The following is a 22,510-nucleotide window of genomic DNA, read 5'->3' on the forward strand; positions in this document are numbered from 1 at the left end:
TGGAGTGTTGCTATACTGTATTTGTCGATTGAGGAATGGCTAAATTGATTAATGTCAATTTACGTTTCTCATATATTTTTAGACAATCTGGGACACCTAATGACAACAATTGGGTCAATTTGGTCCCAGAAGAAGGAGAGAAATTAATGTACTCGGAATTTCCTGTGCTTGAAGCTCTCGTTCCTGACATCTTAAAAGTTTTTCGGCAAAGATATCTTGTTCTTGAGCAAATATCGCTTAATGCACCTGTAGGTCGCAGAAGCGTAGCTCAGTCTTTAGGACTATCTGAAAGAAACGTGCGAACAGAAACTGAGTATCTGCGTGATCGAGGTTTGATTGAGATTAAAAGCTTTGGCATGTTTATGACAGAGAAGGGCAAAAAGATATTGCAAGAGGCGGCACCTCTGATAGATCGGTTGTTTAACGCACGCAAAACAGAAATTGATTTAGCGCGTAAACTCGGTATCGAGCGCACAATTATTGTGCCAGGCGATAGTGATTTACAAGAACTGGTATATGAGAGAATGGGTGAAGAGCTTAATGCAGCTCTTGATTTACTGTTACCCCTGGGACATTCAATTATTACTGTTTTGGGTGGTGAAGCTCTTGCAAAATCGACTAGGAATTTGTCTAAAAGTTTAAGTAAAAATCGACAACTGGAATTTGTGCCAGGTCGTGGGGCTCTGGGTGAAAATGTTGCTATTCAAAGCAATACTATTGTTCAGAAAATGGCTGCTGAAACTGGTGGTAAATATAAAACATTGTATTTACCGGAGCAGATTTCTCAAGCAGCTTACAATTCTTTGATCCGGGAATCCACTTTTACTGACGTGCTGGAAGATATTTCTCAGACGGATGTAGTAATTCATGGAATTGGACTAGCTCACGACATGGCAAGACGCAGAGGATACGATTCAATTCGCTTATCTGAATTGCGTGAAAAAAAAGTAGTCACCGAATGTTTCGGGTGTTTCTTCGATGGCGAAGGGAAGATTGTCGACCGCGTACATCAGGTTGGTTTGCAGTTTGAGAATCTAAATAAAATACCTCACATATTTGCATTTGCTTGTGGTGGCCGCAAGGCTAAAGCAATCAAGGCTTATATGCCAAATGCTCCGCATCAAACCTGGTTAATTACTGATGAAGGAGCCTCAGAGAAGATTTTAAAGGAGAAGTAATTCTCATTTAAAATAAATTGATGTTTACAGTTCTTACATAGTTCTTAAGGAGGACTTTAGAATATGACAGTTAAAATTGGTATTAACGGCTTTGGCCGTATTGGTCGTTTGGCATTCCGTCGGATCATGGATTTAGGCGAAAAGTCAAAGGATATTGAAGTTGTTGCTATTAACGACTTGACTACCCCAGCACTTTTGGCACACTTGCTAAAATATGACTCAACTCATGGTACTTTTGACCACGAAGTTTCAGCTACTGAAGATTCAATCGTTGTAGATGGTAAGAAATACCGTGTATACGCAGAACCACAAGCTCAAAACATTCCTTGGGTTAAGAATGATGGTGTTGACTTTGTTCTTGAATGTACTGGTTTCTACACCAGCAAGGCAAAGTCACAAGCTCACCTTGACGCAGGTGCCAAGAGAGTCTTGATTTCAGCTCCTGCCGGCAATGACTTGAAGACTATTGTTTACTCAGTAAACGATGACACTTTAGATGCAAACGACAAGATCGTTTCAGCTGGTTCATGTACTACTAACTCATTAGCACCAATGGTTGACGCTTTGCAAAAAGAATTTGGCATCAAGGTAGCTACTATGACTACTATCCACGCTTACACTTCAACCCAAATGCTTTTGGATGGACCTGTTCGTGGTGGTAACATGCGTGCTGCTCGTGCTGCTGCAGTTAACATTATTCCTCACTCAACTGGTGCTGCTAAGGCTATTGGTCTTGTTGTTCCAGAATTGAACGGTAAAGTTAACGGTCACGCACAACGTGTTCCAGTTACTGATGGTTCATTAACTGAATTAGTTTCAATCCTTGACAAGAAAGTTACTGCTGACGAAGTTAACTCAGCATTGAAGAAGTACGAAAGCCCATCATTTGCTTACAACGATGACGAAATCGTTTCAAGTGATGTAGTTGGTATGACTGCTGGTTCAATCTTTGACCCAACTCAAACTATGGTAACTACTGCCGGTGACAATCAATTAGTTAAGACTGTTGCTTGGTATGACAATGAATACTCATTCACTTGCCAAATGGTTCGTACTTTGTTGAAATTTGCTACTCTTTAATCTGTAATATTTGATTACTGTTAAGTGGTGAAAGAGAAGGCGGAGGGAAATTCTTCCTTCCGCCTTTTTTTCAAAATAAAAATAATTAAGTTATCGGAGGATATAGATGGCTAAATTAATTGTTTCTGACCTTGATGTAAAAGACAAAAAGGTTTTAGTTCGTGTTGATTTTAACGTGCCAATTAAAGATGGTGTGATTGGCGATGACAACAGAATTGTTGCTGCACTTCCTACTATTAACTACATCATTGAAAATGGTGGTAAGGCAATTTTACTCAGTCACTTGGGACGTGTAAAGTCAGATGATGATAAGAAAGAATTGTCATTAAAACCAGTTGCTGACCGTTTGAGCGAGCTCTTAAAGAAGCCAGTTACCTTTGTTCCAGCTAACGAAGGTAAAGAAGTTGAAGATGCCGTTGCCAAGATGCAAGACGGTGACGTTGCTGTTCTTGAAAACACTCGTTTCCAAGATATTGACAATGACTTTGGCAAGCGTGAAAGCAAAAATGATCCTAAGTTAGGTGAATACTGGGCTTCATTAGGTGACATGTATGTTAACGATGCCTTTGGTACTGCTCACAGAAGTCACGCATCCAATGTTGGTATCGCTGAAGCTATGAAGAAAGATGGCAAGCCTGTTGCTGCTGGTTTCTTAATGGAAAAGGAAATCAAGTTTTTAGGTGATGCTGTTGCTAATCCTGTACACCCATTTGTTACCATCTTAGGTGGTGCTAAGGTTTCAGACAAGATTGATGTTATTACCAACCTAATTCCTAAATCAGACCACATTTTAATTGGTGGCGGTATGGCTTATACTTTCTTAGCTGCCCAAGGTCATGAAATCGGCAAATCATTGTTTGAACCAGATAAAGTTGACCTTGCTAAAAAATTGTTAAAAGACGCTGATGGCAAGATTGTATTACCTGTTGACAATGTTGCAGCAACAGAATTTTCAAACGATGCTGCCCGTAAAGTTGTGGGCGATGACATTCCAGAAAACATGATGGGTCTTGATATCGGTCCTAAGACTGTTGCCAAGTTCAAGGATGTTTTAAAAGATGCCAAGACTGTTGTTTGGAATGGACCAATGGGTGCCTTTGAAATGTCCAACTTTGCTGAAGGTACTCTAGAAGTTGGTAAGGCTCTTGCTGATTTAACTGATGCTACTACTATTATCGGTGGTGGTGACTCAACTGCAGCCGCTAAACAACTTGGTATCGCTCCAAAGATCACCCACATTTCAACTGGTGGTGGTGCTTCTTTGCAATATCTTGAGGGTAAAGAATTACCAGGAATTGCCTGCATTTCAGACAAGTAAACTTTAAGAAAGGACATTATTTACATGCGTACACCAATTATTGCTGGTAACTGGAAATTACATATGAATCCTAAGCAAACAACTGAATTTGTTGCTGCTGTAAAGGATAAATTGCCAGAAGCAAGTAAGGTTGAAGCACTAATTTGTGCTCCTGCCGTCGATCTTGAAAGTTTAGCGAACGCAGCAGCTGGCACAAACCTGCGCGTCGGTGCAGAAAATGCTTATTTTGAAGATGAAGGTGCCTTCACTGGTGAAACTTCACCTAAAGTTTTAAAAGAAATGGGCATGAACTATTGTATTATTGGTCACTCCGAACGCCGTGGCTATTTTCACGAAACAGATGATGACATTAACAAGAAAGCTAAGGCTTTATTTGCTAATGGCGTTACTCCAATTATTTGCTGTGGTGAATCACTTGAAACACGTGAAGCTAACAAGCAAGAAGATTGGGTAGTTAGTCAAATTAAGGCTGCACTTGCCGGTTTGTCAGCTGATCAAGTTTCAAGTTTAGTTATTGCTTATGAACCTATCTGGGCTATTGGTACCGGTAAGACTGCCAGTTCTGACCAAGCTGAAGAAATGTGCAAGACTATTCGTGATACTGTTAAAGATCTGTACAACGAAGAAACTGCTGAGAATGTTAGAATTCAATATGGTGGTTCAGTAAATCCAGGTAATGTTAAAGAATTAATGGCTAAACCTGATATTGATGGTGGTTTAGTCGGTGGAGCTTCACTTAAACCTGATTCATTCTTAGAATTAGTAAATTACCAAGATTAATTTTTAACTGTATACGATAAAATAAGTCTCTGATTTTTCAGAGACTTTTTTTGTTTAATATTTCCACTATCGCTTGCTTTTATCATAGTGCGTGTCCATAATAGGATGAAATAATTCCAATATGGGAGGTAAAGACTATGAAATTACGTAAAACAATTACTTGGTCAGTTATTGTGGCTGCCTTAGCTGCAGCAAGTGGAATTAGTGTTAATCAGACGAATTTGGTTCAGGCGGCAAGTACTTCAAAAAATGCCAAAATTACTACTAATAAAACAAAATATGGCTTTAAGAGAGACTTTAAGTTTCCTAAATCATGGCGTGGTAAATGGTTTAGTAACACACATGATAAGGTAAGCAAAATGACCATTAAAAAGAATGGTTTCAATACGCCTTGGATCGGAGAATATGTCGAATTGGTATCTGCAGGTAAAGTAAAAGGTACTAATAAATACTTGTGGCAAATGCCGCAAAGTTGGTTTACCAAGCATGATAAAATTTTTAAACATTTAGGTAGAGTAACCACTAATAAGATTAGCAACAAAAAATGGCTTGTCTTTAGTCCAATAGATGAAAACAATATTGAAATTGGCTTCGCTTTTAGATTAAGGAATGAAAAAGTTGCAGGTAAAACGCAACAAGTAATATTTGAAGCTAATCCTAAAACCGGTGAAATCGTTGACCAGTTCTTCCGTTCACCAAAATTAGCGCAAAAATATCAACACTATAATTTTAAGGGTGAAACTTATGCACCTTCATTTAACCAGTATTAAGTAAAGTAAATATGTGATTTTAAAACTAATTCTCAATTAAGGAATTAGTTTTTTAATAAATTGAATTACTTTATACAATCAACCAGTTTATAATTATTACTATAAATAAAAACACGATATTGTTTTACAGGAGAGAAAAATGGCTAAAAAAATTATTACTATATTTGCATTAGCAGGCTTAGCTATACCTATGACAGTGCCACTTGCAAGTGTTCAACCGAAAACAGTGCAAGCTAAGAAAACCAATAAAAACAAATATGGTTTTGCAAAACAATTTAAATTTCCCAAAACCTGGCGTGGCAAATGGTATAGTAATAACAATTTTACCCCCAATCCAATGATTATTCATGCGTCTGCGATCAATATGCCGTTAACTAATGATTATTTTAAAGTAATAAAAGTCGGAATGGTCAAAGGCACAAAGAAATATCCTTGGGAAATGCCTTCAGCTTGGCAAGAGGAAAATCAGAGCGTTTTAGGAAAATATTTACGAGCATCTAGTAAAAAAATGCATGGGAGTAAGTGGATCATACTAAGTCCGGTACAGGAAAAAGCAATTAAAAACGGAAATGCTTTCACAGTTAAGACTGAAAAAATAGCTGGTAAAAAACATAAAGTTTTATTTCAAAGTAATCCAGAAGATGGTTTAGTAACTAACCAATTTTTTAAAACAAAATCTATAACAAATAAGTATAGTGCATTTGAATTTAAAGATATGAAATATAGTAAAGTTAACCCACGTTAATTATTGAAACTGTAGTCGCAACTAATTGTGATTACAGTTTTTAGTTTTAAAAAGGAGAAAAAGTGAAACTATTATTAACAGGAGATAGCATTATTGCTCGCAAAGAAGGTTTAAAATTACCTCGTATTAACAATGCAATTAAAGCAAAAATACCTGATATTGAGATTGCCAATACTGCAGTTTCCGGAGTAAACTCGGGAGCTTTTTATGCATTATTGCCTGACTTGATCCTAAAAGTTGAATGCTGCGATGAGTTGGTATTGCTTTTGGGAACAAACGATATAGCAAAACACAAGCGGGTACCTATCGCTCAATTCAAGAGAAACATGGCTCTTATTATATCTAGCATAATTTGTTTATATTATCCTCAAAATGTAATTTTAATTTCCCCGCCTGCTGTTGATCAAAATAGGCAAAATAAGCGGACCAACCGTGAAATTGCTGTTTATACTGTTGAGCTGATTAAGTTAGCAGAAACCTACAATTTAAATTTTATTAATCTATTCCAAGCTATGATTGATCATGGCAATTTAACAACACTCTGTAAAGGGCAATTGGATGACGGCTTACATTTTGGAAAAGAAGGATATAACCTATTAGCAAATTTAATAGTTAAAAAACTGCAAGAATAGGAATCAAGCTCAGTATTAGAAAAATCCTTGCTATGGAGCTAACTCTAAGGTATACACTTTATTACAAATTAATAAAGGAGTACCAAAATGATAGAAACAACACTAAATAATGGTATATCAATTCCTACTCTAGGTATAGGCGTTTTTCAAATAACTGACCTGACTATGGCTGAAAATGTAGTTGTGGATGCAATCCGAATAGGATATCGTCTAATTGACACAGCTTCATCATATGGTAATGAAGAGGCTGTAGGAAAGGCCATTAAAAACAGTGGAGTTGATAGAACCGATTTGTTTATCACCACTAAATTGTGGGTATCTGATACAGGTTATGAGGCAACCAAACGGGCAATTACCAATTCTCTAAGAAAATTACAGCTTGATTATTTAGATCTGTATCTAATACACCAACCTTATGGTGATGTTTATGGTTCCTGGCGTGCAATGGAAGAAGCATATAAGGCCGGAATTATCAGAGCAATTGGAGTTTCTAATTTTTCACCAGACCGTGTTCTCGATTTAAGTTTGTATAATGATATCCGTCCTGTTGTTGACCAAATTGAAATTAATCCTTGGATGCAAGAAGCAAAAGAAGTTTCTTTCCTCCAAGAAAATAAAATTCAACCCGAAGCTTGGGCACCTTTCGCGGAAGGAAAGCATCATATGTTTACTAATTCACTAATTAGGCAAATAGCTGCAGATCATCATAAAACAACTGGTCAAGTTATCTTACGCTGGTTAGTTCAAAGAGGAATAGTAGTAATTCCAAAATCAATTCATCACGATCGCTTGGTAGAAAACAGTAAAATTTTTGATTTTGAATTAAATCCAGCTGAAATGGCACAAATAAAAAATCTGGATAAAAATGAAAGTCAGTTTTTTGATCATCGTGATCCAGCATCAGTGAAAAATATTCATGATTTAATTAGAAACGTAGATTAAAGGAAAACGAATTTTGACAATAAACGAAATCAGTAAAAAATTTAGCTTATCTAAAGATACCTTACGTTACTGGGAAAAAGAAAAGCTGATACCTACTGTTAAGAGGGACAAAAATGGCTATCGCGTGTATGACACAAAAGAACAAAACTGGGTTTTTTACATTATGGTTTTACGTAAAGCAGGTATGTCTATCAAAAAAATAAAGAAGTTTGTCAATTTATATATGAAAGACTATTCAACTGCAGAAATACGGAAACATTTGCTAATTGTGCAACGAAGCCAGCTGAATAAGGAAATTATAAATATTAAAAAAACAGTTAATTATCTTGATTATAAAATTGATCATTTTGATGATCAATTGTTAAGTTTTGAAAAAGAAAAACTGGCATATGAAAAACGCATTTAAGCCTTGCCACGATAAACGCTCTTAAAACTAATTAGTAATTTTAGGAGTGTTTTTGTTATTGGTTAGAAGTTAAATTTGGAACAATTACAATTATATCTTGTTTAGCATAATTTAATTTGTTAATATTACTAATACATTAAAAAATAATTAAATTATTTGCTGAAATTATTTTACTGCCATGTGAACTAATAAAGGAGGGCCAAAATGTATCATTATCTCAAAAAACATGCATTTGCAGTTATAACATCTTGTCTATTACTTTTAGTAAATTCTGTATTGCAAGTTTTGGCTGCTACCAAAATGGCCGTACTGGCAAATTATTTAATTGCCGGCAAAATTAGGCCTTTTGTTAGCATGTTGGTAGTGATCTTTTTACTTTGGTTTCTCACGTTTCTTATTTCTTTTCTAGAAAGTTATATTCAAGAAACAGTTATACAAGATATTCTTAGCAATATTCGCAATGACATTGTTACTAGTCTAATTAAACTTTCTCAAAATGAATTTAAACAAAATCCAGTGGATTATTATGAGTCTTACCTGCAAAATGATGTCAATTTAATTCAAAAAGAAGGTCTGAATACCTTTTTTCTAATAATACGTTTTAGTGGTAATGCAATTTTTGCGTTAATAGCTTTATACCTTTATAGCAATATTCTATTTCTTGCAGCTATTTTATTAGTTTTAGTGATTATATTAGTCCCGCGTTTCTGCAAAAGATTTCTGACAGCAGGGGTTACTAAAATTTCTCAGGCTAACGAAAATTTTTTAAAATTTACTAGTAGCGGTTTACACGGCTATGATACTCTATACGCTTTTAACGCTTTGGGTGAAATCAAGAAGTTAGTCGCGACGGGATCACAAAGTTTAAAGCAGGCAAATGTACATAACACTGTCAGACGTTCCGCTGTGGATATTATTACAGGTGTAATCAATATTGGTAGTCAACTTCTTATTCTAGGTATTACAGGACTTCTTCATTTTCAAGGAAAAATTAGTGCAGGTGCTATTTTGTCCACTGCTGAATTAGCTACTAAGGTTTTTGACTCTGCCGGAATTATTAATCGTTACTTTGCACAATTGCTTTCTACTTCCAGTATTTTTGCTAAATTTAATGAGCTGAAAGGACAAGAGGAAAGTGAAAATGAAAATTTTGTTAAAACTAATTTTTCAATGGAGTTTCAGTCACTGGAATTTAAAAATGTCACCTTTTCATATCCTAATGCAAAAGAAAAAATTCTGCATAATTTTTCTTATGTCTTTAAAAAAGGTGATTTTTATAAATTAAATGGGATCTCTGGCCGGGGTAAATCCACGTTACTTAAATTAGCAACGGGTCAACTTACTCCTACTAAAGGCGAAATTTTACTAAATGGGATCAATATTACTGTTATACCCCGTAACGTAATAAACTCAATAATTATCTATCTGCCCCAGACAGTGACAGTGTTTCCTCGCAGTATTAATTATAATATCTTGCTGGGACGAAACTATAATAAAGCAAGTCTAGATAGGGTAAAACAAGATTTTGAAGTTAATGAAAATTGGCATTATAATTCCTTATCTGGCGGTCAAACTCAACGTATTGCGTTAGCTAGACTAATCGATACTAAGGGTAAATTAATTTTACTGGATGAGAGCTTTTCCAGTATTGACCTGAAAACAGCACAAAATTTATTGCAAAAATTATTAAATAGGGTGGAAAGCGTAATTGTTGTTTCACATCGAAGTGCAGAAGTTGCTAACTTTTCCTTCAAAAATTTGCTATTAAAATAATATTTTGTAAACTAGCCTAAAAAAGCGTTACTAGCAGTTTAGCTAAGCTATCATGCAAGTAGCGCCTTTTTAATTAAAATTAACATTATATTTACGACCAACGGGTGGAAAAGTTGGCAGTCGTAACGGGGTGGTATGCCATTGAGTAAAAAGCGTGGCACACAATAGGATAAAGGGTACATCTTCAGGACGATCAATATCACAAATTAAAACGACACCCTCACTGCGAACAACAGTCCTAACTGTGGCAACTTTTTTGACACCAAAAAGAAATTTATAGCTTCCTTTTTTAATACTGCCAGTAACTATGTAGTTTAAGCGAGTAACATAGAAAAGGTTAGCTACCTTATTGTTTAACCTTTTAACTTTAACCAAAGAGTGATTAACCACATCAATGGTGTAAGAAGAGATAATGCCATTACCATCAGTGTACAGTCGTCCTATTTCTTTGCCGGTAAACCTTTTTAAGTACAGGGTGTGATTAGGATTATCTAAATTACCTTGAATAATATATTCAATTTGGTCTTCTTCATTTGCGACAGGTATTTGACCATATTCCTGTTTCTGAGTTAATTCCAATAAGTAGCGCATTTAAGCACCTCTATTCTTTTGCGTTATTTTTAATAAATTTCCTTAAAATATAAGCAACTCCATTATCATTGTTTGATTTAGTCCGGACTTGTGCTAATTTCTTAATAGCGGGTACTGCATTTGCCATAGCTACTCCAACACCTGCATCCCTAATCATACTGGCATCATTGAGATTATCCCCAATTGCGGCTACTTCCTCTGTTTTGATACCTTTTTTTCTGGCATAATCTAAAAGAGCAGGGCCTTTCTGTGCTTTAATATCGTTAATCTCAATGTTAGCTGCAGAGCTTGATGTCACAACAACACCGTCTACATCCTTGATTTCTTTTTTAACTTTAGTAAAAGCAGCAGGTCCGTGTGCATCAAAAGCAATTATTTTCATAATTTCGGTTTTGGGGTTAGTTAATAACTTATCAAAGTCTTTTTCCAATGTCATACTAAACATAGCGTTACTACCAGCCGCGGTTGCAACTGCTTTTTTAAAAGTTACTCCTGGATTCAGAGTCATTAGTGCACGAGCTAAGTTAACCACACGTTTACTGATATCACTTGAATATATTTGCTCGGCGGTAACTAATTCAAAATAAATATTGTTTTGTTCAAGAATATTTGCGATTACACGTGCCTTCTCATTAGGTAATTTATGCTTAATCTGCAAATTATCATTTTCATCATATACTAAGGCACCATTGATATTAATAAAACCCGTTTTTAAGCCATAATCTCTAATAGTTTTCCGTGATTGCCGTGGTGCACGCCCCGTAGCTACTAAAAATTCAATTCCATTTCTTTGTGCTGCTCGAATTGCAGACGCGTTTTCGTCTGAAATTCTCATATCGCTGTTAAAAAGGGTTCCGTCTAAATCACAAGCTACTAATTTAATCACAGATAATTAACTCCTCCTAGTTACAGATCATTTCTTTATCTACCATATTACCATATATGAAGAAATTCTTACTTTTATAATTTTAGATAATAAAAAGAGCTAAAATGTATTAAATTTCACCACATCGATAATTAATTTCATGATACCATAAAAGTTAGTGAAAGAGAGGCCTGTTGAAGTAATGAAAAAGTTTATTGGTAACGACTGGGATGAAATATTAGCTCCCGTTTTCGCAAGCAAAGAATATCAGCAATTACATGAATTTTTAAAAACAGAATATGCTACAAAGAAAATTTATCCTGATATGTATCATATTTTTACTGCTTTCAAACTAACCTCGTTTGCAAATACGAAAGTTGTGATTTTAGGACAAGATCCATATCACAATCCTGGTCAGGCAACTGGAATGAGTTTTTCGGTTAATCCGGGAGTGAAATTGCCTCCTTCCCTTCAAAATATTTATAAAGAATTATATGACGATGTTGGTTGCCGTCCAGTTAATCACGGCTACTTAAAAAAATGGGCAGATCAGGGAGTATTATTGTTAAATGCTGTTTTGACAGTTCCTTATGGTCATGCTAATGGTCATCAGGGAAAGGGCTGGGAAGCTGTGACCGATGCCGCAATTAAAGCTTTGAGCGATCGTGGTAAAGTAGTCTTTATTTTGTGGGGGCGCTTTGCTCAAAACAAAATCGTTTTAATTGACCAAGACAAAAATTTTGTGATTAAATCAGCTCATCCAAGTCCATATTCAGCTGACAGGGGATTTTTTGGTTCAAGACCATTTTCGCGTTGTAATGAAGCGCTGAAAAATTTTGACGAAACCCCAATCGATTGGCAATTACCCACAAAGGTTACACAAGCAGATTTAGCATAGGTAGGAGATAAATGAGCGTTTTTGATCTATTAAAAAATAAGGTGCAAAATTCGAAAAAAGTATATCAAATAGTTTTTCCGGAAGGAAATGACATACGTATTTTAAATGCAGCCAGTCAGTTATCCCTGGCAAATATTATCAAGCCTATTTTATTAGGTAATACTGAAAAAATAACCAATATAATCCGCAAAAACAATTTAGCTTTTAACGAATTAGCAATAGTTGATCCGATTCACTATAAAAGCAAAAAAGCGATGGTCCAGAGCTTTGTAAAGGCACGTAGAAAAAATGTCCCGCAGGCTGATATTGCTGAAATATTAAATGAGCCCAATTATTTTGGTACTATGTTGGTGAAAATGGGTCTGGCCGATGGCATGGTATCTGGAGCAACTCATTCAACCGCTGAAACGGTTAGACCTGCTCTACAATTGATTCATACCTCTGAAGGGATGAAACGCGTTTCTGGCAGTTTCATTATGGAACGCCAAGATGAGAAATATATTTTTGCAGATTGTGCTATCAATTTAGAGCCAGATAGTGAAACATTGGCGGAAATTGCATACCAATCAGTTCAAACCGCACAAATGATTGATATAAATCCTAAAGTTGCATTTTTGAGTTTTTCAACTAAAGGTTCAGCTAAAGGCGATATGGTTACCAAAGTTAAGAAAGCCGCTGCGCTTTTTCATAAAGAGCACCCTGAAATTCCAGCAGATGGCGAACTGCAATTCGATGCCGCTTTTGTGCCGGATGTGGCGGCTAAAAAGGCTCCTGCTTCCGCAATAAAGGGCCAAGCAAATATCTTCATATTTCCTGAACTGCAATCTGGTAATATTTCCTATAAAATTGCTCAGCGTTTGGGCAATTTTGCAGCTATTGGTCCTATTTTGCAGGGATTACAGAAACCTGTTAACGACCTGTCACGCGGTGCCAGTACACAGGACGTTTATAATATCGCAATTTTAACTGCTGCGCAGGCGTTATTAAGGGATGAAAACAATGAAGCTTAGTATTGATTCTGCTCAGAAAATGCAGGAGCTTGGTGCAGCTATTGCTCAGACTGCCCAGGCACATGACTTATTGCTGTTAAATGGCGATCTCGGAGCTGGTAAAACGACTTTAACTCAGGGAATTGGCAGGGCACTGGGAATTAAACGCCCAGTAAAAAGTCCCACTTTTACTATTGTGAGGGAATATCCTGAAGCCAAACTGCCTCTATTTCATATGGATTTTTATCGCTTAGAAAATGATGATTTATCTTCCATCGATTTAACTAACTATTTGTCTGAACCGGGAATAGTTGTAATCGAATGGCCAGACGTAATCCAAAAAGAGCTTCCTGAGCAATTTTTACAACTGACCATTAAAAGAGTAGATGATAGTTGGTCTTCAACTAAACGAGTAGTTGAATTTGAGGCAAAGGGTGAAAGATATAAACAATGGGTCAAAAATATTTTGCAGCTACTAGCCTAAAAAGTAGGGTTTTTAAACCCTGCTTTTTTGCTTATATTTGGTAGACCAAACCTTTGAGAGCCTCGTCTCCATATTTTTCATTTTGTGCTATCAAAATACCTGCACAGGCCTCACTATCGCTAAGAGCATTATGATGGTGCCATAATTCCACATTAAGAGCTTTAGAAACTGTATCCAGTTTGTGATTAGGTAGCTTGGGTTCAAATAATTTGCTGGTCTGCAAGGTATCGATGACGAAATAATGCGGTTCAGGAATATCATAGCGAGCTAAGCTTTGCCGCATTACATTAGTATCGAACCGAGCATTGTGCGCTGTAACCAACATCCCAGGCTGATAAAGTGCCTTAATTTTAGGCCAGACTTCAGCCATAGTCGGGGCATCCTTAACGTCTTCTGCAGTGATATCGTGGATTTGAATATTGCGTGCATCAAAAGGCATTTGCGGATTAATTACCGTATAAAAGCGATCTACAATTTGGTTGTTGCGAACCATTACCAAGGCCAAAGAGCAGGCACTTTCAGGATGTCTGTTGGCTGTTTCGAAATCCATCGCAATAAAATTCATGTTATCTCCTTTAAATTTTAATTTTAGTATAACATATGATGAAGCTCTTAACTGAATGAGGTAAAATAGAAAAAGATTAGATAAAAGGGGATTTTGGTTTTGAAGTTATCAGATTTAACCAAAAAAGGTTTAGAAATAAAAAAACAGGTTCCACTTAGTAAATACACATTTACGAAAACAGGAGGTCCAGCTGAATTACTTGCTTTTCCTCACAGTGAAAGTGAATTAAGAGATTTAGTCCTTGCTGCTTATGATAACCAGATTCCCTTAACTGTAATAGGCAATGCTTCTAACCTAATTATACGTGATGGTGGTATTTCAGGTCTGGTTTTAATATTAACCGCGATGAACCAAATTAAGGTTGAAGGTAATCAAGTTGTTGCTCAAGCAGGAGCCACTATTGTGGATACGGCTTTTACAGCTGCACATCACGGCCTAAGTGGGTTAGAATTCGCAGCTGGGATACCAGGAAGTGTTGGTGGTGCAGTTTTCATGAACGCTGGTGCTTATGGAGGTGAAACTAGTAACGTTATTCAAAGTGTCAAGGTGATGACGCGGAAGGGAAAAATAAAGCAATATTCTTTGTCTGAAATGAATTTTTCTTATAGACATTCATTAGTCCAGGATAATGGTGATATCGTTATAGAGGCTGTTTTTGCATTAAAAAGATCTGCCAAAAGTCGTATTTTAGCAGAAATGAATTATCTTAATGCTTTGCGTAAATATAAACAGCCGCTTGAATACCCCTCGTGTGGCAGTGTTTTTAAACGACCGGCCGGTCACTATGTTGGTCCAATGATTATTAAGGCAGGATTACAAGGTAAGCAAATTGGTGGCGCTCAAGATTCCACCAAGCACGCCGGATTTATTGTAAATAAGGGTAATGCTACTGCGACTGATTACCTCAATTTAATTCATCTGATACAGGCAAAAATTAAGTCTCAATTTGGTTTGGATTTGCAAACTGAAGTTAGAATAATTGGCGAACCTGATGAATAAACTGCTACAATTATTATGTTCACACATTAGAGAAAGGAGTATTTATGCAAACTAGCGGAGCACATATTTTTACTTGGGGCAACTTATCTACGATTCTTGATGTCCTGATTATCTGGTTTGTAGTTTATCACTTAGTTATTTTAATCAGGGGAACTAAGGCTGTCCAACTAGCCAAGGGAATTGTGCTGATTTTTATCGTGCGTATTATTGCAGGGATACTGCAACTACATACCACGACTTGGCTGATTGACCAAATTGTTTCTTGGTCTGTAGTTGGAATTATTGTGATTTTTCAACCAGAAATTAGACGTGGTCTCGAACATTTAGGACGCCTGCCAATTTTTGGCGGTCGCGAGGACAGCGTGCGAAGTGAATCAATTAAATTCATTAATGAAATTGACAAAGCTATTCAATATATGTCAAAAAGAAGAATTGGGGCACTCATTACTATCCAGCAAGAAACTGGCCTGGAAGATTATATTGAAACTGGGATTAAGCTTAACGCCGATGTTACAGGAGAATTATTAATTAACATTTTTATTCCTAATACTCCATTACACGATGGTGCCGTGATTATTAACAAGGATCACAAAATTGCAGTGGCAGCAGCTTATTTACCATTATCTGATAATAGTATGATTCCTAAAAGATTGGGAACCCGTCACCGGGCTGCTGTAGGGATTTCCGAAGTGACAGATGCAATTACCGTCGTTGTGTCGGAGGAAACAGGTGGGGTAACAATTACCCGTAACGGTCGCTTTATGGTCGATATGACTCGGGATGAATATCTAAAATATCTTACTGCTGAATTGGTACCAAAGAAAAATGATAATGATAAATGGTATCAAAAAATTATCCGTAAAATATGGAAATGGGGTGCTGACCGATGAAAGAGTTTTGGAAAAAATCTTGGTTTATCAGGCTGGTTTCCCTTTTAATTGCAGTTTTATTAGTTATTTATGTCAATTCCACCCAAGAAGGATTTTTATCTCAGGGACAAACTGAAAAGACAAAGCAAACTGCTAATAAGACTGAAACTATCAAAGTACCTTTGCAGGTTTCAGTTGATACGGATAAGTATTACGTTGTAGGCTATCCCGAAAGAGTTAGTGTTACTTTGGAAGGGTCTACGGCACTTGTTACTTCTACGATCAATACCCAAAATTTTAGAGCTTACATTGACTTGACGAAAAAAAGCATTGGTAAGCATAATGTCAAAATTCATATTAATGGCATTAATAAGCAAATTTCTTATTCAGTCAAGCCGCGAAATATTACTGTTGACATTCAGCGACGTAAGTCAACTACAATGCCTGTACAAATAGAGTATAATAAGGGTGCTGTAGCCCCTGGTTATCAGAGAGGTCATTCCAGTGTTTATCCACAACAGGTGGAGGTAACTGGGGCTCGCTCAGAAGTTGATCAAATCGATCAGATTGTTGCCAGGGTGGTTTTACCTAATGGTATTGATCACACTTATGAGCGCCAGGTAAACCTGATTGCAGTAGATAATAAGGGCAGACAGTTGAATGTAATAATTGATCCTGCAACTGCTAAAGTAACAATACCTATTACAACGGCAAAAAAAGTAGTAAAAGTTCAGCTTAAGCCTGAACATGAAAAAACAAATAAAATTTACTCATTGACTGCTAAAACTAAATATGTAACTTTATATGGCAATGAAGATGCTCTGGCGAAAGTTAAGCGCTTGAAAGTTCCCATTGATTTAGGTTCTGTTAATGTTTCTGCTACCAAAACTATTACTTTCAATTTACCTGACGGTGTAGTTAAATCGAATCCAAGGCAAATCAATGTTGATATAAAGGTAGAAAATACAAAAGACACACAAAATGTTGATAAATAAGAAAGAAAGGTTGTTTTAGTAATGTTAAAATATTTTGGCACTGATGGTGTTCGTGGGGTGGCTAATCAAGATTTATCTCCTGAATTGGCATTTAAACTAGGGCGAGACGGTGGTTACGTCTTAACTAAAAACAAGTCTAAAGTAGAACAGGCCAAAGTTTTGGTTTCTCGTGATACCAGGATTTCTGGCCAGATGTTGGAATATGCCTTAATATCGGGACTTCTTTCTGTTGGAATTGAGGTCTTGGAGGTAGGTGTAATTACTACACCGGGATTATCGTATCTAGTTCGTGCTCAAGGCGCTGATGCAGGTGTTCAAATCTCTGCTTCCCATAATCCTGTGGAAGACAATGGTATTAAGTTCTTTGGCAGCGATGGTTTGAAATTGTCGGACGAAATGGAAGGCGAAATTGAAAAATTGATTGATGCTCCTGAAGATAGTTTACCTCGACCTTCTGCTAAAGGATTAGGTTCTGTCACCGATTTTCATGAAGGCAGTGCCAAATATTTACAGTTTATTGAAAATACTATTCCCGAAGACCTTAGTGGTATTAAGGTTGTGATCGATGGTGCTAATGGTGCTGCCAGCAGTCTAATTTCTCGCTTATTTGCTGATTGCGGTGTTGACTTCACTACTATTGCTATTCATCCCAATGGCCTTAATATTAATGATCACGTTGGAGCCACTCATACTGAAAAACTGCAGGAAGAAGTAGTGAAACAGGGTGCACAACTTGGTCTTGCATTTGACGGTGATGCTGATCGTTGTATCGCTGTCGATGAAAATGGTCATGAGGTTGATGGCGACCATATTATGTATATACTTGGCAGCTATATGGAAGATGGTGGCCGTTTGAAAAAAGATACAATCGTTACCACTGTAATGAGTAATCTGGGATTTACTAAAGCACTGCAAAGACGTGGTATTAAAAATGTTCGGACTCAAGTGGGCGACCGCTATGTTTCAGAAGAAATGCGTGCGCATGGTTATAATTTAGGTGGAGAACAATCTGGTCACGTGATTATGAGTGATTATCATAATACAGGTGACGGAATGTTGACAGGTTTACATTTGATGTTAGTGATGAAAAGAACTGGCAAAACTCTAACTGAGTTACTAACTGATTTTAAAGAATATCCACAGTGTCTGGTAAACGTTCCGGTAAAAGATAAGAACTCCTGGAAAGAGCATCAACCTATTTTAGATGTAATAAAAGAGGTTGAAAACGATATGGGTGACGATGGTAGAGTATTAGTGCGACCTTCCGGAACACAGTCACTTTTGCGAGTAATGGCTGAAGGACCAACCCAAGAGGAAACTGATGCCTATGTGAAGAGAATAACTGATGTAGTTGAAAAGGAAATGGGCGTGTAAGTAAAATAAACCCATTGCATTTTTGAGCTAAAAAGCAGGTAAATAAATAATAAGACCCCAAAATTGACTTCAATTTTGGGGTCTTATTATACAAACTTTACTCAAAAATATTTGTATTATTCTTTTACATCTTTTTCTATATTGGCTGGCGTGACATCAGCTGCTGTATTCACTGGCTTTAAATGTTTACCAAAAATATATTTAGCAGTAGAAACCTTTACAAAATTACAGTTTAACACTGATGAAGGTGAATCTAAAACTTCATAAAACAGCTCTGCTTTTTTATCTTCTGGAACCCATATATATCTTAAACTTGTAACCGAAACCGTATCACCAGGTCTAAATCTTGATTCGTCTCCCAATTCTCCTTTTGTATTATAAAGATATGCGTCATTCACAAATTTTACAGTCATAATATTGGTATACGGTATTAGACTTTGACGAGGCGGTGTTTTAAGGTCGTCTCTTAAAACAAACAAGTTTTTATTGTTTTTTATGCGGTATACTTCTAGAACTACACCATTATCAAGCATATCAATTTTATTCGTACCCGCTAACTCTTCTCTATTACTAAAACGATCAACTACCAGTTTCGTTCCTTTTTTAACATATTTATCGGTAAATTCACCTTTATTATTAACAAGTCTGGCTTTTGTAAAATCTTTATCAGAAGAAAACGGCCAGGAAGCTATTGTAACAGTAACATAATTAGTAACTAGTCTATTTCCATTGATACTGTCAACATTCACAGCTTTAATATACCCACCATGACCGATATTGTAGTATTGCTTCCCCTTAATTGTCTTATATGGTAGATAATACCAGTTCATATCTTCGTCACTAAACGAATAACGCTTAGTATTTGGATCAGATAAGGCTTTAATTTTGCCAACGTATCTTACTAAAGCACCCTTTTTTAGCAGCCCATTCGTTTTAAGATAAGAATATTTTTTCTTACCCTTTTTGTTATAAACACGAGTCTTATGATTTAAGGTTAGCTTGCCTTGCTCAGAATTTACATTTGACGTAGTAGTTTGAGCTTGAGCAATATTAGTTGTAGTAACTGCTAATGATGTTGTTGTCAATATTCCAGCTAATAAGCTAATAAACAATTTTTTGTTAATTTTCATTGTAATTACTCCTTTATCCTTAAATTCTAATAGCTAGCTATTAAATTGTCTATTAAAACTGATAACTTCACGTAAAACAAAAAGGCAGCAACGAGCCTGCTTATTTTTGAATAATATTTAAATATCATTTTTGATTTTTATCTGACGGCTTATGCTTATTCAAAGATATAACTATTTAACTGTTCTCGGTTTAAGATTTTCATCACTTATTTGGGCAAACTTTTGTGTTAGTAATAGTAATTTTACATTATTGTATAGACCAATTTTTAAAATATTGCTTGACCAATTTATTAAAAAAGGCTAATATTCCATACGTAAGTTTAATTAACTAATTAATCCAAATTAATTATTTTTACTAGACCAAAGGAGAAGAATATGTGTGGAATTGTTGGCATAGTTGGAAAGTCTGCTAGAGAAATTGTTTTAAATGGGTTGTCTAAGCTTGAATATCGCGGATATGATTCTGCAGGAATTTACCTCAATGATTTGGCAGGAAAAGAATATTTAACTAAAACTGCTGGTCGTATTGAGGACTTGAAGAACAAAATGACTCCAGAAGAGCAGGGTATGATTGGAATTGGTCATACTCGTTGGGCAACACACGGTAAGCCCACTGAAACTAATGCTCACCCCCAATTTGATGAAACTAAGCGCTTTTATTTGGTTCACAATGGTGTAATTGAAAATTACCAGGAAATAAAAAAGCAGTACTTAGATGACGTTACCTTTAAATCGGACACAGATACCGAGGTAATAGTCCAATTAGTTAGCAAATTTGCTCGTGAAAAAAATGAAGACGCCTTTACGGCTTTAAAGCAGGCTCTACAAGTAATAAAGGGATCATATGCTCTTTTATTGGTAGATAATCAAAATCCAAATCATATTTTTATTGCTAAAAATAAATCTCCTTTGATGTTGGGACTTGGTAATGGTTTTAATGTGATCGCATCCGACGCTTTGTCTATATTGGATCAAACCAAAACTTTCGTTGATTTACAAGATGGTGAAGTCGGAGACATTACTCAAAACGGTTATCAGCTTGAAACTATTGCAGGTCAAAAGGTTGAACATCAACCCTATGAGTTAAATATTGACGAAAATGCTGCTTCTAAGGGTACTTATGAATTTTACATGCTTAAAGAAATTTGTGAGCAGCCGAGTGTTTTACGGCACTTAGATCAACATTATCTTGATCAAAATGGTGACCCTAAAGTAGATGCTAAAATTATTAATGCCCTATCCCGGACAGATAGACTGTATATCTTTGCTGCTGGTACCAGTTATCATGCGGGCTTAATTGGTAAACAACTTTTTGAAAAGCTGACTAAGATTCCAACTGAAGTAGGATTTGCATCTGAAGCAGGTTACCATTTTCCAATGATGTCAAAACACCCATTCTTTATTTTCTTATCGCAATCAGGTGAAACGGCTGATTCACGCGTTGTCTTGCAACAAGCGATTAAACGTGGTATTCCTAGTCTAACTTTGACGAATGTTCCCAATTCTACTTTAGCGCGCGAAGCTAATTATGCCATGTCACTTGAAGCTGGGCCCGAAATTGCTGTAGCTTCAACTAAAGCTTATACTGCCCAAGTTGCCGTTCAAGCTATAGTTGCCAAGGCATTAGGTGAAAAATTAGGTGTTAAAGATGCTGCAGCTTTTGACTTGAAAAAGAATTTCGCTTTAGCTGCAGAAGGAATAGAACAAGTGATTTCCAGTCAAGCCAAAATAGAGCAACTAGCACAAAAAGATTTAATACCTAGTCGCAATGCATTTTATATTGGCAGGGGTATTGATTATCCGGTCGCTTTGGAAGCTGCCCTTAAGCTTAAAGAAGTGTCATATATTCAAACAGAAGGTTTTGCAGCAGCGGAATTAAAGCATGGCACAATTTCATTGATTGAAAAAGGCACGCCTGTAGTCGCTTTAATTAATGACCCTGTTACGGCGGATTTGATGCGGGGAAACATTCAGGAGGTAATTGCACGTGGAGCAACTGTTATTACTATTGCGCGTAAATCATTAGCTAAACCTAGTGATGATATTGTTTTACCTGAAGTTGATTATTATCTTTCGCCACTTGTTAGTGTAGTAGCAGCACAATTATTTGCATATTTTGCAGCTAAAGATAAAGGACTAGATGTTGATAAGCCGCGTAATTTGGCGAAAAGCGTTACTGTAGAATAAACTTTTTGAGTTTCTGTTTTGTTTTAAAAGAGAATATTTTTTGAAAAAGTCGTAAGTAATTACGACTTTTTGTATAATAAAGAAGATAGTGAAAAAGTGCAGGAGGATATTATTTTGGCAATAAAATTGATTGCGGTTGATTTAGATGGTACTTTACTTACTACTTCTAAACAGATTTCATCTGAAACTGAAAGGGTACTGAAACAAGCTGACAGTCAGGGCATTAAGGTGGTTTTAGCCACAGGTCGACCATTGTCTGGTACAATTGAATTTAATAAACAATTAGGTTTACAAGGCGCAAGACAATATGACATTGTTTTCAATGGTGCAGTAATCCAGGATCTGGCGGGAAATATTTTAATGAATGAAGAAATGAACTACCGTGATTTCTCTAATATGCGTCGCTTGCAAAGATTAGCCCATGTCAACCTTCATTTTGAAACTCCTGAGTGTTACTGGACATGTGATCGTGATATAGGAATAAATTTAGCTAGAAATGCTACCTATAATAAAAATGTGATTAAAGTGAGGAAAGCTGAAGAGATACCACAAGATTTTACTTTTAATAAAGTGGGGCTTAGTGTTCTTGATGATGAACGTGAAGTTGATAAATTGTGGAATAATATCCCTCAATGGGCCTTTGCCAAGTATGATATTGTCCGCAGCTTTTCTTCTATTGTTGAAATTAACATTAAAGATGCTTCTAAGGGTAATGCAGTCCAGCAATTAGCCGAGAGACTAAAAATTAAGTCAAGTCAAGTTATGGTTTTTGGCGATCAGGGCAACGATATTTCGATGTTTACTAATCCTGATTTCAAAAAAGTAGCCATGGGTAATGCTGTGGAAATGATCAAAGACTATGCAGATTATGTGACTGCAGATAATGACAATGACGGAATTGCCAAAGCACTAAAAAAGTTTGTTCTGTAGTAAAATAAAA

23 protein-coding genes are annotated in these 22,510 nt (G+C 36.2%); 19 read left to right on the forward strand and 4 right to left on the reverse strand.

The annotated features are described in order from the left end of the window. Positions 1 to 146: 146 nt before the first annotated feature. The 10 genes from GYV61_RS00175 to GYV61_RS00220 all read left to right on the forward strand — a co-directional run bounded on the left by GYV61_RS00175 (position 147) and on the right by GYV61_RS00220 (position 9,624). Positions 147 to 1,178 (forward strand): sugar-binding transcriptional regulator, encoded by a 1,032-nt coding sequence (locus tag GYV61_RS00175; protein WP_046324624.1) that lies wholly within the window; start codon positions 147 to 149, stop codon positions 1,176 to 1,178. Between the two features lie 63 nt (positions 1,179 to 1,241). Then, entirely contained in the window at positions 1,242 to 2,258 is a 1,017-nt protein-coding gene (gene gap / locus GYV61_RS00180; RefSeq protein WP_110445874.1) for a type I glyceraldehyde-3-phosphate dehydrogenase, read from the forward strand. A 106-nt stretch (positions 2,259 to 2,364) separates the two neighbouring features. Continuing rightward, positions 2,365 to 3,576, forward strand: coding sequence for a phosphoglycerate kinase (locus GYV61_RS00185; protein ID WP_174794321.1), 1,212 nt, complete (start codon positions 2,365 to 2,367; stop codon positions 3,574 to 3,576). A gap of 24 nt (positions 3,577 to 3,600) precedes the next feature. Next, entirely contained in the window at positions 3,601 to 4,356 is a 756-nt protein-coding gene (gene tpiA / locus GYV61_RS00190) for a triose-phosphate isomerase (RefSeq protein WP_174794322.1), read from the forward strand. Between the two features lie 137 nt (positions 4,357 to 4,493). Continuing rightward, on the forward strand, positions 4,494 to 5,126 hold the full coding sequence (locus GYV61_RS00195) for a hypothetical protein (protein WP_174794323.1): 633 nt from the start codon (positions 4,494 to 4,496) through the stop codon (positions 5,124 to 5,126). A gap of 139 nt (positions 5,127 to 5,265) precedes the next feature. Next, positions 5,266 to 5,871: a hypothetical protein gene (locus GYV61_RS00200; RefSeq protein ID WP_174794324.1), complete on the forward strand. Its 606-nt coding sequence runs from the start codon at positions 5,266 to 5,268 to the stop codon at positions 5,869 to 5,871. A gap of 62 nt (positions 5,872 to 5,933) precedes the next feature. Continuing rightward, complete coding sequence (locus GYV61_RS00205; RefSeq protein WP_174794325.1) at positions 5,934 to 6,503, forward strand: GDSL-type esterase/lipase family protein; 570 nt, start codon at positions 5,934 to 5,936, stop codon at positions 6,501 to 6,503. Between the two features lie 87 nt (positions 6,504 to 6,590). Next, entirely contained in the window at positions 6,591 to 7,445 is an 855-nt protein-coding gene (locus tag GYV61_RS00210) for an aldo/keto reductase (protein WP_174794326.1), read from the forward strand. Between the two features lie 13 nt (positions 7,446 to 7,458). Next, positions 7,459 to 7,851 (forward strand): MerR family transcriptional regulator, encoded by a 393-nt coding sequence (locus tag GYV61_RS00215; RefSeq protein ID WP_174794327.1) that lies wholly within the window; start codon positions 7,459 to 7,461, stop codon positions 7,849 to 7,851. Between the two features lie 204 nt (positions 7,852 to 8,055). After that, on the forward strand, positions 8,056 to 9,624 hold the full coding sequence (locus GYV61_RS00220; RefSeq protein WP_174794328.1) for an ATP-binding cassette domain-containing protein: 1,569 nt from the start codon (positions 8,056 to 8,058) through the stop codon (positions 9,622 to 9,624). Between the two features lie 69 nt (positions 9,625 to 9,693). Here the strand turns inward: GYV61_RS00220 and GYV61_RS00225 are convergent, their stop codons facing one another. Together GYV61_RS00225 and GYV61_RS00230 are read right to left on the reverse strand one after the other, a co-directional pair. Next, positions 9,694 to 10,215, reverse strand: a complete 522-nt coding sequence (locus tag GYV61_RS00225; RefSeq protein WP_174794329.1) for an LURP-one-related/scramblase family protein — start codon at positions 10,213 to 10,215, stop codon at positions 9,694 to 9,696. A 10-nt stretch (positions 10,216 to 10,225) separates the two neighbouring features. After that, positions 10,226 to 11,101: a Cof-type HAD-IIB family hydrolase gene (locus GYV61_RS00230; RefSeq protein WP_110445883.1), complete on the reverse strand. Its 876-nt coding sequence runs from the start codon at positions 11,099 to 11,101 to the stop codon at positions 10,226 to 10,228. 181 nt (positions 11,102 to 11,282) lie between these two features. On the opposite strand from GYV61_RS00230, the gene GYV61_RS00235 reads away from it, so the two are divergent. The 3 genes from GYV61_RS00235 to tsaE are packed head-to-tail and all read left to right on the forward strand — an operon-like array spanning position 11,283 to position 13,451. Beyond that, positions 11,283 to 11,978 carry a uracil-DNA glycosylase gene (locus tag GYV61_RS00235; protein ID WP_174794330.1) on the forward strand — a complete coding sequence of 232 codons (696 nt, stop codon included), beginning with the start codon at positions 11,283 to 11,285 and terminating at the stop codon, positions 11,976 to 11,978. 11 nt (positions 11,979 to 11,989) lie between these two features. Further along, on the forward strand, positions 11,990 to 12,988 hold the full coding sequence (gene pta, locus GYV61_RS00240) for a phosphate acetyltransferase (protein ID WP_174794331.1): 999 nt from the start codon (positions 11,990 to 11,992) through the stop codon (positions 12,986 to 12,988). After that, positions 12,978 to 13,451 carry a tRNA (adenosine(37)-N6)-threonylcarbamoyltransferase complex ATPase subunit type 1 TsaE gene (tsaE, locus tag GYV61_RS00245; RefSeq protein WP_174794332.1) on the forward strand — a complete coding sequence of 158 codons (474 nt, stop codon included), beginning with the start codon at positions 12,978 to 12,980 and terminating at the stop codon, positions 13,449 to 13,451. Before pta ends, tsaE begins: the two co-directional genes overlap by 11 nt. 31 nt (positions 13,452 to 13,482) lie before the next feature. Here the strand turns inward: tsaE and GYV61_RS00250 are convergent, their stop codons facing one another. Next, positions 13,483 to 14,016, reverse strand: coding sequence for a 3'-5' exonuclease (locus GYV61_RS00250; RefSeq protein ID WP_046324639.1), 534 nt, complete (start codon positions 14,014 to 14,016; stop codon positions 13,483 to 13,485). Between the two features lie 99 nt (positions 14,017 to 14,115). Here GYV61_RS00250 and murB point away from each other — a divergent pair, with 99 nt between their 5' ends. From murB to glmM, 4 genes are read left to right on the forward strand one after another with little or no spacing between them, the layout of a single operon-like run. Then, complete coding sequence (murB, locus tag GYV61_RS00255; protein ID WP_110445888.1) at positions 14,116 to 15,015, forward strand: UDP-N-acetylmuramate dehydrogenase; 900 nt, start codon at positions 14,116 to 14,118, stop codon at positions 15,013 to 15,015. Positions 15,016 to 15,059: 44 nt separating this feature from the next. After that, positions 15,060 to 15,905, forward strand: a complete 846-nt coding sequence (gene cdaA / locus GYV61_RS00260; RefSeq protein ID WP_174794333.1) for a diadenylate cyclase CdaA — start codon at positions 15,060 to 15,062, stop codon at positions 15,903 to 15,905. Next, positions 15,902 to 16,879: a CdaR family protein gene (locus GYV61_RS00265; protein ID WP_174794334.1), complete on the forward strand. Its 978-nt coding sequence runs from the start codon at positions 15,902 to 15,904 to the stop codon at positions 16,877 to 16,879. Before cdaA ends, GYV61_RS00265 begins: the two co-directional genes overlap by 4 nt. Positions 16,880 to 16,900: 21 nt before the next feature. Further along, positions 16,901 to 18,253, forward strand: a complete 1,353-nt coding sequence (gene glmM / locus GYV61_RS00270) for a phosphoglucosamine mutase (protein WP_174794335.1) — start codon at positions 16,901 to 16,903, stop codon at positions 18,251 to 18,253. A 116-nt stretch (positions 18,254 to 18,369) separates the two neighbouring features. Here the strand turns inward: glmM and GYV61_RS00275 are convergent, their stop codons facing one another. Then, positions 18,370 to 19,383 carry an SLAP domain-containing protein gene (locus GYV61_RS00275; protein WP_174794336.1) on the reverse strand — a complete coding sequence of 338 codons (1,014 nt, stop codon included), beginning with the start codon at positions 19,381 to 19,383 and terminating at the stop codon, positions 18,370 to 18,372. Between the two features lie 375 nt (positions 19,384 to 19,758). Here GYV61_RS00275 and glmS point away from each other — a divergent pair, with 375 nt between their 5' ends. Then, on the forward strand, positions 19,759 to 21,570 hold the full coding sequence (gene glmS, locus GYV61_RS00280; RefSeq protein ID WP_174794337.1) for a glutamine--fructose-6-phosphate transaminase (isomerizing): 1,812 nt from the start codon (positions 19,759 to 19,761) through the stop codon (positions 21,568 to 21,570). Positions 21,571 to 21,684: 114 nt separating this feature from the next. Continuing rightward, positions 21,685 to 22,500: a Cof-type HAD-IIB family hydrolase gene (locus GYV61_RS00285; RefSeq protein ID WP_174794338.1), complete on the forward strand. Its 816-nt coding sequence runs from the start codon at positions 21,685 to 21,687 to the stop codon at positions 22,498 to 22,500. The last annotated feature ends 10 nt before the right edge of the window (positions 22,501 to 22,510 follow it).

The organism is Lactobacillus melliventris (genome assembly GCF_013346935.1).
Taxonomy (GTDB): domain Bacteria; phylum Bacillota; class Bacilli; order Lactobacillales; family Lactobacillaceae; genus Lactobacillus.

Excerpts from the sequence above, each read along its gene's own strand:
- glmS (WP_174794337.1), top strand. The coding sequence starts at position 19,759 with ATGTGTGGAATTGTTGGCATAGTTGGAAAGTCTGCTAGAGAAATTGTT.
- pta (WP_174794331.1), top strand. The coding sequence starts at position 11,990 with ATGAGCGTTTTTGATCTATTAAAAAATAAGGTGCAAAATTCGAAAAAA.
- gap (WP_110445874.1), top strand. The coding sequence starts at position 1,242 with ATGACAGTTAAAATTGGTATTAACGGCTTTGGCCGTATTGGTCGTTTG.
- GYV61_RS00225 (WP_174794329.1), bottom strand. The coding sequence starts at position 10,215 with ATGCGCTACTTATTGGAATTAACTCAGAAACAGGAATATGGTCAAATA.
- GYV61_RS00175 (WP_046324624.1), top strand. The coding sequence starts at position 147 with ATGTACTCGGAATTTCCTGTGCTTGAAGCTCTCGTTCCTGACATCTTA.
- GYV61_RS00220 (WP_174794328.1), top strand. The coding sequence starts at position 8,056 with ATGTATCATTATCTCAAAAAACATGCATTTGCAGTTATAACATCTTGT.
- GYV61_RS00275 (WP_174794336.1), bottom strand. The coding sequence starts at position 19,383 with ATGAAAATTAACAAAAAATTGTTTATTAGCTTATTAGCTGGAATATTG.
- GYV61_RS00235 (WP_174794330.1), top strand. The coding sequence starts at position 11,283 with ATGAAAAAGTTTATTGGTAACGACTGGGATGAAATATTAGCTCCCGTT.
- GYV61_RS00195 (WP_174794323.1), top strand. The coding sequence starts at position 4,494 with ATGAAATTACGTAAAACAATTACTTGGTCAGTTATTGTGGCTGCCTTA.
- GYV61_RS00200 (WP_174794324.1), top strand. The coding sequence starts at position 5,266 with ATGGCTAAAAAAATTATTACTATATTTGCATTAGCAGGCTTAGCTATA.
- GYV61_RS00250 (WP_046324639.1), bottom strand. The coding sequence starts at position 14,016 with ATGAATTTTATTGCGATGGATTTCGAAACAGCCAACAGACATCCTGAA.
- GYV61_RS00265 (WP_174794334.1), top strand. The coding sequence starts at position 15,902 with ATGAAAGAGTTTTGGAAAAAATCTTGGTTTATCAGGCTGGTTTCCCTT.
- GYV61_RS00185 (WP_174794321.1), top strand. The coding sequence starts at position 2,365 with ATGGCTAAATTAATTGTTTCTGACCTTGATGTAAAAGACAAAAAGGTT.
- tpiA (WP_174794322.1), top strand. The coding sequence starts at position 3,601 with ATGCGTACACCAATTATTGCTGGTAACTGGAAATTACATATGAATCCT.
- cdaA (WP_174794333.1), top strand. The coding sequence starts at position 15,060 with ATGCAAACTAGCGGAGCACATATTTTTACTTGGGGCAACTTATCTACG.
- GYV61_RS00210 (WP_174794326.1), top strand. The coding sequence starts at position 6,591 with ATGATAGAAACAACACTAAATAATGGTATATCAATTCCTACTCTAGGT.
- glmM (WP_174794335.1), top strand. The coding sequence starts at position 16,901 with ATGTTAAAATATTTTGGCACTGATGGTGTTCGTGGGGTGGCTAATCAA.
- tsaE (WP_174794332.1), top strand. The coding sequence starts at position 12,978 with ATGAAGCTTAGTATTGATTCTGCTCAGAAAATGCAGGAGCTTGGTGCA.